Source organism: Limnohabitans sp., from assembly GCF_031538885.1.
In the GTDB taxonomy this organism is placed as follows: domain Bacteria; phylum Pseudomonadota; class Gammaproteobacteria; order Burkholderiales; family Burkholderiaceae_C; genus Limnohabitans.
In genome coordinates this window covers 1-11,212 of sequence record NZ_JAVKLW010000012.1, presented here as the reverse complement: position 1 = coordinate 11,212, position 11,212 = coordinate 1, and the positions used below count along the sequence as shown (strand labels likewise).

Below are 11,212 nucleotides of genomic sequence, written 5' to 3'. Positions count from 1 at the left end.
AGAAACTCTCGTCGACGTGTGCGTTTACTTTGCAGCTCAAAGCCGCTGATCGATAGGCTGGTTTGTTTCATGTGTATTCAACGCAGTCTATGGCGTTCACGCTGTCAGGGTTTACAAGAAGGTTATGCAGATGTTCCTTAGAACAAACCAAGGACATCACGCTCACGGCTCAAGCCATACGTGCTGTCTTTGGTGAATGACCAAGGCGTGCCCAGCTCAAAAAACAAAGAGCAGGTCAGCAGGGGCGAAGGCGCTAGGTATTGAGAAGGCGCAGAAAGTTTTGACAGAACTCAGCGGCATCGACCTGCGAGAACACATCGACACGGTAGGGCGCCTGTGCATCAATGACGGTTTGCACCACAGACAGGCCTGGGTTTCGCGTGTTGCCCATAAGCGCCTTCATAGAATAGGCACATGAATTTCCAGAACTACACACGCGCCAAAGCATTACCCGCCATCTTGGCCCAACGCATTGCCATCCTCGACGGCGCCATGGGCACCATGATTCAGCGCTTCAAGTTGACCGAAGCGCACTACCGAGGCGAACGCTTCAAAGACTTCCACAAAGACGTGAAGGGCAACAACGAATTGCTCAGCCTCACTCGTCCCGACGTGATTCGCGACATCCACGAGCGTTACCTCGCTGCGGGCGCCGATCTGATCGAGACCAACACCTTTGGCGCCACCACCATCGCGCAGGCCGACTACGACATGGCCGACTTGGCCTACGAGATGAACCTGGCCTCCGCCCGTATCGCCCGCGAAGCCTGCGACAAATACAGCACGCCCGACAAGCCCCGCTTTGTCGCGGGCGCTGTGGGCCCCACACCCAAAACCGCCAGCATCAGCCCCGATGTGAACGACGCAGGCGCACGCAATGTGACGTTTGAAGAGCTGCGCGCTGCCTATTACGACCAAGTCAAAGCCTTGGTCGAGGGTGGCTCGGACGTGCTGTTGGTGGAAACCATTTTTGACACGCTCAACGCCAAAGCGGCGCTGTTTGCGATTGAAGAGTTTTTCGAGGTCAGCGGCGAGCGCTTGCCCCTCATCATCAGCGGCACCGTGACCGATGCCTCGGGCCGCATCTTGAGCGGCCAAACCGTCACCGCGTTTTGGCACAGCGTGCGCCACGCGCAACCCTTAGCCATTGGCCTGAACTGCGCCCTCGGTGCCACGCTGATGCGCCCTTACATTCAAGAGTTGAATAAGGTCGCAGGTGACACCTTCATCAGCTGCTACCCCAATGCGGGTTTGCCCAACCCCATGAGCGACACCGGCTTTGACGAAACGCCCGATGTCACCAGCCGTTTGCTGCACGAGTTTGCCGCCGAAGGTTTGGTCAACATCGTGGGTGGCTGCTGCGGCACCACGCCCGAGCACATCGCGGCCATTGGGCAAGCGGTGGCCGACCAAAAGGCGCGCGCCTTGAGTGCGGGGCCGTTTTATCGCGAGGCGGCTTGAGGCCACTCGGTTAAAATTCAACTCTCTCCAAGGAGCGTTGCAGCTTCACCCGTCCCACAGGACCCGCGTGAAGTCAGGCTTGGGGCCGAATTTTTTGCAACGACGCTCACCTGTATTGATACCCCCAGGTGAGTACCCCCATGAATTTAAAAGCCGTTCCCCCCATGAAGCTGTCGGGCCTTGAGCCCGTGTCCATTGGCGAAGGGTCGTTGTTTGTCAACGTCGGCGAGCGCACCAACGTCACTGGCTCCAAAGCCTTTGCGCGCATGATTTTGAACGGCGAATACGAACAAGCCTTGGCCGTGGCGCGTCAGCAGGTGGAAAACGGCGCGCAGGTGATCGACGTCAACATGGACGAAGCCATGCTCGACAGCCAAGCCGCGATGGTTCGCTTTCTCAACCTGATGGCAGGCGAGCCCGACATTGCGCGTGTGCCCGTGATGGTGGACTCCAGCAAGTGGTCGGTCATCGAGGCGGGTCTGCGCTGCATCCAAGGCAAGGGCATCGTTAACTCCATCAGCATGAAAGAAGGCGTGGACGTTTTCTTGCGTCAAGCCAAGTTGGTCAAGCGCTATGGCGCGGCGGCGGTGGTGATGGCGTTTGACGAAAAAGGCCAAGCCGACACCTACGCACGCAAGATTGAAATTTGCGAGCGCGCTTATCGCTTGTTGGTGGCGGATGTTGACCAAGGCGGGGTGGGCTTCCCACCCGAAGACATCATCTTCGACCCCAACATCTTCGCCATCGCCACCGGCATTGAAGAACACGACAACTACGCGGTGGACTTCATCAACGCCACGCGTTGGATCAAGCAAAACCTGCCCGGTGCGAAGGTGAGTGGCGGTGTGTCCAACGTGTCGTTCAGCTTTCGCGGCAACGACCCCGTGCGCGAAGCCATTCACACCGTGTTTCTGTACCACGCCATCCAAGCAGGCATGGACATGGGCATCGTCAACGCGGGCATGGTCGGTGTGTATGACGACCTCGAGCCCACGCTGCGCGATCGCGTGGAAGACGTTGTGTTGAATAGAACGCCCAACTACAAAGACGGCGAAGCCCACCTGACCCCGGGCGAGCGCCTGATCGAAGTGGCCGAAACCGCCAAGGGCGCAGCCAAAGACGACAGCCAAAAGCTCATCTGGCGTGGCACACCCGACGCCCCCGTCACGGTGGCGCATCGCCTCAGCCACGCGCTGGTGCATGGCCTCACCGACTTCATCACCGAAGACACCGAAGAGGCGTACCGCGACATCTTGGCCAAAGGCGGTCGTCCGTTGCACGTCATCGAAGGCCCGCTGATGGACGGCATGAACGTGGTGGGTGATTTGTTTGGTCAAGGCAAGATGTTCTTGCCGCAAGTGGTCAAGAGTGCCCGCGTGATGAAGCAAGCGGTGGCGCACCTCGTGCCCTACATCGAAGAAGAAAAACGCTTGCAAGCCCAAGCGGGTCAAGACGTCAAAGCCAAGGGCAAGATCGTCATCGCCACGGTCAAGGGCGATGTGCACGACATTGGCAAAAACATCGTCACCGTGGTTTTGCAGTGCAACAACTACGAAGTGGTGAACATGGGCGTGATGGTGCCGTGCCACGAAATTTTGGCCAAGGCCAAAGAAGAGGGCGCAGACATCATTGGTTTGTCCGGCCTCATCACCCCGTCGCTGGAAGAAATGCAATACGTCGCAGGTGAGATGCAAAAGGACGATTACTTCCGCAGCCGCATGATGCCGCTGATGATTGGCGGTGCCACCTGCAGCCGCGTGCACACCGCCGTGAAGATTGCACCGCATTACGACGGCCCCGTGGTGTATGTGCCCGATGCTTCACGCAGCGTGAGTGTGGCCCAAGGTTTGTTGTCGGACCAAGCGGCCAAATACATTGCCGAGCTGAACGCCGACTACGCCAAGGTGCGCGAGCAACACGCCAACAAAAAGCAAACACCGTTGGTCACGCTGGCGCAAGCGCGAGCGAATGCCACACAAGTGAGCTTTGACCACTACAAGCCTGCCAAGCCCAAATTCATAGGACGGCGCGTGTTCAAAAACTTTGATTTGGCCGAATTAGAGAAATACATCGACTGGGCCCCGTTCTTCCAAACCTGGGATTTGGCGGGCCCATTCCCCGCCATCTTGAACGACGACGTGGTGGGCGTGGAAGCCAAGAAGGTCTACGCCGACGGCCAAGCGATGCTGAAAAAAATCATCGCCAACCGCTGGCTCACCGCCAACGCGGTGGTGGGCTTGTACCCCGCGCAGCGCGTGGGCGACGACATTGTTTTGTACGCCGACGAAACCCGCCAACAACAGGTGATGACGTGGCACGGTTTGCGCCAACAAACGGTCAAACCCAACAACAACCCAAACCGTTGCTTGGCCGACTATGTGGCCGATCAAACCCAAGCCGCTGACTACGTGGGCTTGTTTGCCGTGACTGCGGGCCTAGGCGCAGAGAAGCAAGAAAAGCGTTTCATCGACGCGCACGACGACTACTCAGCCATTTTGTTCAAAGCCTTGGCCGACCGCTTGGCAGAAGCCTTGGCCGAGTGCATGCACCATCGCGTGCGCACCGACTTGTGGGGCTATGCCGCCGCCGAAGCCTTGAGCAACCCAGACCTGATCCAAGAAAAATACCAAGGCATTCGCCCGGCGCCCGGCTATCCCGCCTGCCCCGACCACAGTGCCAAACAAGCCATGTTTGCATTGTTGCAATGCGAAGACATCGATATGGACTTGACCAGCAGCTTGGCCATGACACCTGCCGCGAGCGTGAGTGGTTTTTACTTGGCGCACCCCGCTGCCAAGTACTTCAACGTGGGCCGTATTGGCGACGACCAAGTGCAAGATTTGGCGCAACGTCAAGGCGTGCCAGTGAAAGACCTTGAGCGTTTGCTCGCGCCTAACTTGTAAGCGCGTTGGTTCGCCGTGTGTGACGAGGCCCGCTGGATGCGGGCCTTTGCTTTCATGGATGACGTGTCAGTGCTGCACGAGTACCCGTCGGTACTGAATCGCCTCTGCCATGTGCGCCACTTGCACGGTGTGGCTGTTGGCCAAGTCGGCAATGGTGCGTGCCACGCGCAAGGCGCGATGTGTGCTGCGGCCAGACCAACCCAGCTTGGTGCCTGCGTTTTGCAAGAACACCGCGGCTGCGGGGTCGAGCTGCATGTGGGCTTCTAAGGCTTGGCCATGTAAGTGTTGGTTGCTCACGCCCTGTCGCGCCAGCGCGCTGGCGTGTGCGGCCAGGCAACGTGCGCGCACGTTGGCGGTGGACTCACTGGGCGCGGCTTGCATCAACGCCTCGGTGGCGAGCGAGGGGACTTCCACCTGCAAGTCAATGCGGTCCAACAGCGGCCCGCTCAACTTGCCCTGGTAACGCGCCACTTGGTCGGGCGTGCAGCGACACGCTTTGACGGCGGAGCCCAAATAGCCACAAGGGCAAGGGTTCATGGCCGCAATCAGTTGGAAGCGTGCGGGGAACCTCGCCTGTGTCGCCGCCCGCGAGATGGTGATGTGGCCGTTCTCCAGCGGCTCGCGCAAGGCTTCTAAGGCACTGCGCTTGACCTCGGCCAACTCGTCCAAAAACAACACGCCGTTGTGAGCCAATGAAATTTCACCTGGGCGGGGTGGCGTGCCACCACCCACCAAGGCCACCGAGGTGGCGGTGTGGTGCGGGCTGCGTGTGGGGCGTTGCATCCACTGGCTCAATTCAAAGCGCCCGCTCAAGCTGGCGATGGCCGCGCTCTCTAACGCCTCGTCCAAGCTCATGTCGGGCAGCAGGGCGGCGAAGCGTTGCGCCAGCATGGACTTGCCAGTGCCGGGTGGTCCTACTAAAAGAAGAGAGTGGCCGCCTGCGGCGGCAATCTCGAGGGCGCGTCGGGGGCCGGCTTGGCCTTTCACGTCGGCCAAGTCAGTGGTGTGCGTGCCGGCGTGGACGTTGCGTGCGGGCGCTTCGATGCGCGACCACCCTTCGGTTGTGTGGACGGCGTGTGTCGTGGCTTCTTCACGTCGTGCGACCAAGCCTTGCACCTCTGGCTTGGCAAAGTGCGCCACCACATCGCTGAGGTGTTGTGCGCGATACACCTCGGCGCTGGGCACCAGCGCGGCCTCTTCCGCGCTGCTTGGTGGCAATACCAAGCGGGTGCGCACACCGGCACCGCGCAGTGCCAGCCCCATCGACAAGGCGCCGCGCACAGGACGCAACTCGCCCGACAAAGACAGCTCCCCCGCAAACTCATGCAAGGCCAAGGCTGCTTCATCAAGCTGGCCATGCGCGGCCAAAATGCCCAGCGCAATCGGCAAATCAAAACGCCCCGAGTCCTTGGGCAAGTCCGCAGGTGCAAGGTTGACCGTGATGCGCTTGTTCGTTGGGAAATCTAGCCCTGTGTTTTGAATGGCACAGCGCACCCGTTCGCGCGCCTCTTTCACCTCCGTGTCGGCCAGCCCCACCAAGGTGAAACTGGGCAAGCCATTTGCTAAATGCACCTCAACGGTCACTGCGGGGGCCTGTAAACCCAAGAGTGCGCGGCTGTGAATCAAGGCAAGCGTCATAAAGATTCTCTTTTTGATCGGTTGGCCCCATCGCGGGGCACGTAAGAAAAAATTGCGCACGATGTGAGTGCGTAAGGATGAGGCGTTTATCAGCCTACTGCATCACTTTGGGTCTTAGTTCAAGTGAAGCGAACACTTTTATGGACTTCAACGTTGGCACGGACCCTGCTAAGTAGAGGCATCCCTCTTTATTTTTCAACGGAGAAAACGATGACCTTCATGAAAAATTTCTAGCCTCAACGATTTTTGACAATGCTGTGCAAAAAGTTCAACAGCGCTGCCAGCCCCAGCGACTAACATGGCCGCCATGCAAGACACACTGCAACACCTCACCGACCGCATTCTTCACGCCGCTCAAACTGCACAGCCTTTGCGTTTGCGTGGCGGTGGCACCAAAGACTTTTTGGGACAGAACCTGCAAGGCGAGGTGCTGGACACGCGCGCCTACCGTGGCATCTTGAGCTACGAGCCCAGCGAGTTGGTCATCACCGTTCGCAGCGGCACCCCTTTGGCCGAAGTCGAAGCCGCCTTGGCTGAACAAGGGCAGTGCTTTGCTTTTGAACCGCCACACTTCACGGCAAGGCGGCTCGATGTTCCAGACCAGCCATCGCATTTCGGCGCGGACGCAACAGTGGGTGGCATGGTCGCTGCGGGCCTGAGTGGCCCCGCGCGTGCCAGCGTGGGCGCGGTGCGCGACTTTGTGTTGGGCGCGCGCGTGATCAACGGCAAAGGCGAACACCTCACCTTTGGCGGCCAAGTGATGAAGAACGTGGCTGGCTACGACGTGTCGCGCTTGCTCGCGGGTAGCTGGGGTCAGCTAGGCCTCATCACTGAGGTGTCTTTGAAGGTCTTGCCTGTACCCCCCGGCATTGCCACGCTCATGTGTGCGGGTGTGTCGCAAGCCCAGGCACAGGCACTCATCAACCGTTGGGGTGGGCAGCCTTTGCCCCTGAATGCCAGCGCGTGGGTGCACGACACCAGCGCATCGCCTGCGCAAGACGTTTTCTTTGTGCGACTGCGCGGTGCGGTGGCAGCAGTAGACGCCGCCATCACCCGCATGACCGCCGAAGTGCAAGCCCTAGGCGCACACGTCACATGCATGGACACCGCCCAAGCCGCCGCAGACTGGAAGGCCAGTGGCGAGCAGACCTTGGACTTCTTCAATGCCCCCAGCGGTCAAGATTGCTTGTGGCGCCTGAGCGTGCCGCAAACCGCCCCCGTGCTGGATGTGCGCGTGCAAGGCATCCCCTGCGCGCAATACATCGAGTGGCATGGCGCACAGCGTTGGTTGTGGGCGCCTGCTGCTGCGGCGCAACACGTGCGCGATGCGGCGGTGCGCGCGGGGGGACACGCCACCTTGTTTCGCACCAGTGCGGCCAGCCGTCAGACCTTGGGCGATGTGGACAAGCAAGCGGGCGTCTACACCCCACTTAACGCCGTGCAGCAACGCATTCAAAACGAACTCAAAAAACAGTTTGACCCAGCGGGTATCTTCAACCCCGGTCGTATTTAATACCCAGAGCCTCACATGCAAACCAACCTGGCCCCCCAATACATCGGCACCCCGGAAGGTGGACAAGCCGAAGCCATTTTGCGCAAGTGCGTGCACTGTGGCTTTTGCACCGCGACGTGCCCCACCTACCAACTCTTGGGGGATGAGCTAGATGGTCCACGTGGGCGCATCTACTTGATGAAACAAGTGTTTGAAGGTGCCATACCCACACGCGCCACACAACTGCATTTGGACCGTTGCCTGACCTGCCGCAACTGCGAAAGCACCTGCCCCAGTGGCGTGCAATACGGTCACTTGGTGGACGTGGGTCGCAAAGTGGTGGATGCCCAAGTGCCGCGCCCCATGGGCGAGCGCATGCTGCGCTGGGCCTTGAAAGAAGGCTTGCCTTCACCCTTGTTTGCGCCTGCCATGAAGCTGGGCCAAGCGGTGCGCGGTGTGTTGCCTGCCGCCTTGAAAGCCAAAGTCCCCGCGCCCCAAACGGCGGCACGCAACGGCGTGGTGTGGCCCACCCAAACCCATGCCCGCCAAGTGTTGATGCTCGCGGGCTGCGTGCAGCCGGCCATGCTGCCCAACATCAACACCGCCACCGCGCGCGTGTTGGATGCCGCGGGCATTCAAACCCTCGTCGCACCCAAGGCAGGTTGCTGTGGCGCGGTGAAGTTTCATTTGAATGACCAAGACGGCGGCATGGCCCACATGCGTCGCAACATCGACGCTTGGTGGCCCTTTGTGCAGCAAGGCGTCGAGGCCATTGTGATGAACGCCTCCGGCTGCGGCGTGATGGTCAAAGACTATGGCCATGTGCTCAAAGACGATCCCGTTTACGCCGCCAAAGCCCAACGCATCAGCGAGCTCACCCAAGACTTGAGCGAGTTGCTACCGGCCTTGGTGCCGGTGCTCAAACCCAAGTTGAACGCCTCAGTCATGGTCCGCATCGGCGTGCAAGCCTTCCACCCACCTTGCACTTTGCAACACGGCCAGCAGCTCAAAGGTGGGGTGGAAAAACACTTGGCCGATTTGGGCTTTGTCGTTCAAGTGGCCAACACCGAAGCCCACCTGTGCTGCGGTTCGGCGGGCACCTACAGCGTGCTCAACCCAGACATCAGCACCACCTTGCGTGACCGCAAACTCGGCCACCTCGACGTCCTCCAACCCCAAGCCATCCTCAGCGCCAACGTCGGCTGCATCATCCATTTGCAAAGCGGCACTGACGTGCCCGTCAGGCATTGGGTGGAGGTGTTGGATGAGGCGCTGGACCCATCCCCACGCTGAAAAATCGCCATCACCCTGCGGCGAGCAAACCTATCAATTCCACCAGCCCAATGGCCTGTGCGCCGTAGCGCATCGGGAAGCGCTCGGTGCCGGGGTAGACCACATAGCGTTGCGTGATGTTCAAGTCAGCGCAGGCAATGTCAAAGCCTTTGCTCAGGGTCGGAGCGGTGGAGCGCTTGACTTCGATGGCCATCCAAGCTTGGCCCGCACGTTCAATCAGCAGGTCGATCTCGGCACCGGCATGGGTGCGGTAGGTGTAGGGCGTGCAACTGGGGCTGGCGGCGGCCATCAGGTTGTCGATGCAAAAGCCCTCAAAGCTGAGGCCGCATACCGGATGCCCCACCAAATCATGCAAACTGCCCAAGCCCAGCAAGGCATGCACCAAGCCGCTGTCGCGCACATAGACCTTGGGCGCTTTGACGAGGCGCTTGCCTACATGGCCGCCCCAGGGGCGCAAGCGTCGCACCAGTTGCAGATCCACCAGCAAGTCGATGTAGCGCTCAATCGCCGGGCTACTCACGCCCAAGCCGCTGGCCAAGCGGCTTTGCTGAAACCATGCGCCTTGTTGATGGGCCAGCATGGTCCACAAGCGGCCCACGGTTTCGGCGGGCAGGCGTGGCGCAAACATGGGCACATCGCGCTGCAAATAGCTGCGTACAAAATCCTCACGCCAACGCAGGCTGGCCGCGTCGCTGGCGGCGAGCAGGCCGTCTGGAAAACCGCCGCGCAGCCACAGCGTGTCCAAATCGGCGGCAGGCCATTCCAGCGCATGGATGGGGCTAATTTCCAGATATGCGACGCGTCCGGCTAGGGTTTCGCTGCTTTGCTGCATCAGGTCTAGCGAGGCTGAACCCAAGAGCAGGAAATGACCAAACCGTTGCCCTGCACGGCGACGTTCGTCGATGATGCCTCGCAACACCTCAAACAGGCCGGGCATGCGGTGGATTTCGTCCAAGATGACGAGCTTGTTGCCTTGGGCCCGCAAGAAGGCGTCGGCGTCTTGCAAACGCAAACGGTCGGCGGGGCGTTCCAGATCGAGATAGCGGGCACCCGCTGGCCAGCTCTCAGCCAGCGTGAGCGCCAGCGTTGTTTTGCCCACCTGGCGTGGCCCGAGCAAGACCACCGCCGAGGATTCATCCAGGCGATCAGACAAGGTCGTGAGTGTTTGGCGAGTTATCATCATTGAAATTTTAACGTGTATCGTTCATATTTCAAGGTTAAATTTTAAAAACGAGTCTCCCTTGTTTGTTCACGTGGCTTGGTTTTTTTGCTTCAACGCTGAGGGGCTTGGGTGAAAACTTGGCGCTTGCTCGCCAGCGCCTCGTGGCTCATCGGCGATCACCCCGCATGGCCCGACATCGCGGAACCTGCGCAAACCAAGTAAGGTAGTCGCAAACGCGCTCACCCAACCATAGAATGACTTTCGCAATTTGCCGATGAAGCGACGAGGAGATTCACCATGTTCCCATTTGAAATCTGGCTTGCCTACAGTGCTGCTTGTTTGCTGCTGGTGTTGTCGCCTGGCCCAGACAATTTGTTGGCCATTGGGCGCGGCCTGAGTCAAGGCAGGCGTGCGGCCATTGTTTCGGGCGTTTCTTCGGGTGCGGGGATTTTGTTTCACGTGGCTGCGGCCACCTTCGGGTTGACGCTGCTCATGCAAACCTCAGCGTTTGCGTTTTGGACCGTCAAATTGACGGGCGCTGTCTATTTGCTGTGGCTAGGCGTCAGGGTTTTGCGGCCCCGCAATCTGATCAGTTTCATGCCTAGCGCAAAACAACCACTGTCTAACATTTTTATGACTGAATTTTTATCGGCAGCACTCAACCCCAAGCCTGGTCTGTTTGTGCGGGCGTGGCGTTTGTTGCGTCAGGTTTATCTGTCGCTGTGCTCAGACAAGAATAAGGTTTTTGCCCGAAAATATAAACTTACCTGCCATTTTTTATGAGAAACCTGACTATGAAAATTCAAACTCAAAACCTGTCTCCATCACAGCCATACCAAACAACACGTTTGTCTGGTTTCTCAAGCAAAAATTTTCAGGCGGCCACTTGGCGTGGTGAAGATTTGCTATTGCAAACCAAAAAAGGTGAAGTATGGGTCCTCAAAGGCGCTAATGCCAAACGTCTGAGCACCCCCGACTTCTTCTTGATCTTTGACGACGCCAGCGTCCCCCTTGCCGCCTTTGCCCCCAACTTTGCCCAGCCCACAGCAGGCAAGGCCCCGCACGTTCCCCAGTTTGAGGTTGCCGCCCCCGTCAAAATCAGCAAACTTCCAGGCAAACCTATTGGGCGGATTCAAGGACGAAGTGCAACACGCTTTAACGAGGCATGGAATACCTCGTGAGGTGTCTTGAATCCTAGTCGCTTTCTGGGGCGGTGATTCAATCGGTTTTCAATCATAGTCAATTCCTCATCCGTCACGGTTT

General features: G+C 59.1%; 9 protein-coding genes and 1 riboswitch. Of the genes, 6 read left to right on the top strand and 3 right to left on the bottom strand.

The window, feature by feature from the left end; translation table 11 throughout:
• Positions 1–253 precede the first annotated feature (253 nt).
• Complete coding sequence (locus tag RMS03_RS00840; RefSeq protein WP_310625231.1) at positions 254–391, bottom strand: hypothetical protein; 138 nt, start codon at positions 389–391, stop codon at positions 254–256.
• A 23-nt stretch (positions 392–414) separates the two neighbouring features.
• Here RMS03_RS00840 and RMS03_RS00835 point away from each other — a divergent pair, with 23 nt between their 5' ends.
• Positions 415–1,461, top strand: a complete 1,047-nt coding sequence (locus RMS03_RS00835; RefSeq protein WP_310625230.1) for a homocysteine S-methyltransferase family protein — start codon at positions 415–417, stop codon at positions 1,459–1,461.
• Positions 1,462–1,484: 23 nt separating this feature from the next.
• Positions 1,485–1,576, top strand: a riboswitch (S-adenosyl-L-homocysteine riboswitch).
• A gap of 49 nt (positions 1,577–1,625) precedes the next feature.
• On the top strand, positions 1,626–4,364 hold the full coding sequence (gene metH / locus RMS03_RS00830) for a methionine synthase (RefSeq protein WP_310625232.1): 2,739 nt from the start codon (positions 1,626–1,628) through the stop codon (positions 4,362–4,364).
• A 66-nt stretch (positions 4,365–4,430) separates the two neighbouring features.
• On the opposite strand, the gene RMS03_RS00825 is transcribed toward metH, so the two are convergent.
• A complete protein-coding gene (locus tag RMS03_RS00825) occupies positions 4,431–6,002 on the bottom strand; it encodes a YifB family Mg chelatase-like AAA ATPase (protein ID WP_310625229.1) in 1,572 nt (523 codons plus the stop codon).
• Between the two features lie 307 nt (positions 6,003–6,309).
• Here RMS03_RS00825 and glcE point away from each other — a divergent pair, with 307 nt between their 5' ends.
• Both glcE and glcF read left to right on the top strand, forming a co-directional pair.
• Positions 6,310–7,515 carry a glycolate oxidase subunit GlcE gene (gene glcE, locus RMS03_RS00820; RefSeq protein WP_310625228.1) on the top strand — a complete coding sequence of 402 codons (1,206 nt, stop codon included), beginning with the start codon at positions 6,310–6,312 and terminating at the stop codon, positions 7,513–7,515.
• Positions 7,516–7,530: 15 nt separating this feature from the next.
• Positions 7,531–8,787 carry a glycolate oxidase subunit GlcF gene (gene glcF, locus RMS03_RS00815; protein ID WP_310625227.1) on the top strand — a complete coding sequence of 419 codons (1,257 nt, stop codon included), beginning with the start codon at positions 7,531–7,533 and terminating at the stop codon, positions 8,785–8,787.
• 10 nt (positions 8,788–8,797) lie between these two features.
• On the opposite strand, the gene RMS03_RS00810 is transcribed toward glcF, so the two are convergent.
• Positions 8,798–9,940, bottom strand: coding sequence for an ATP-binding protein (locus RMS03_RS00810; protein WP_310625226.1), 1,143 nt, complete (start codon positions 9,938–9,940; stop codon positions 8,798–8,800).
• 306 nt (positions 9,941–10,246) lie between these two features.
• Between RMS03_RS00810 and RMS03_RS00805 the strand changes: the two genes are divergently transcribed.
• Entirely contained in the window at positions 10,247–10,732 is a 486-nt protein-coding gene (locus tag RMS03_RS00805) for a LysE family translocator (RefSeq protein ID WP_310625225.1), read from the top strand.
• An 11-nt stretch (positions 10,733–10,743) separates the two neighbouring features.
• Positions 10,744–11,130 (top strand): hypothetical protein, encoded by a 387-nt coding sequence (locus RMS03_RS00800; protein ID WP_310625233.1) that lies wholly within the window; start codon positions 10,744–10,746, stop codon positions 11,128–11,130.
• The last annotated feature ends 82 nt before the right edge of the window (positions 11,131–11,212 follow it).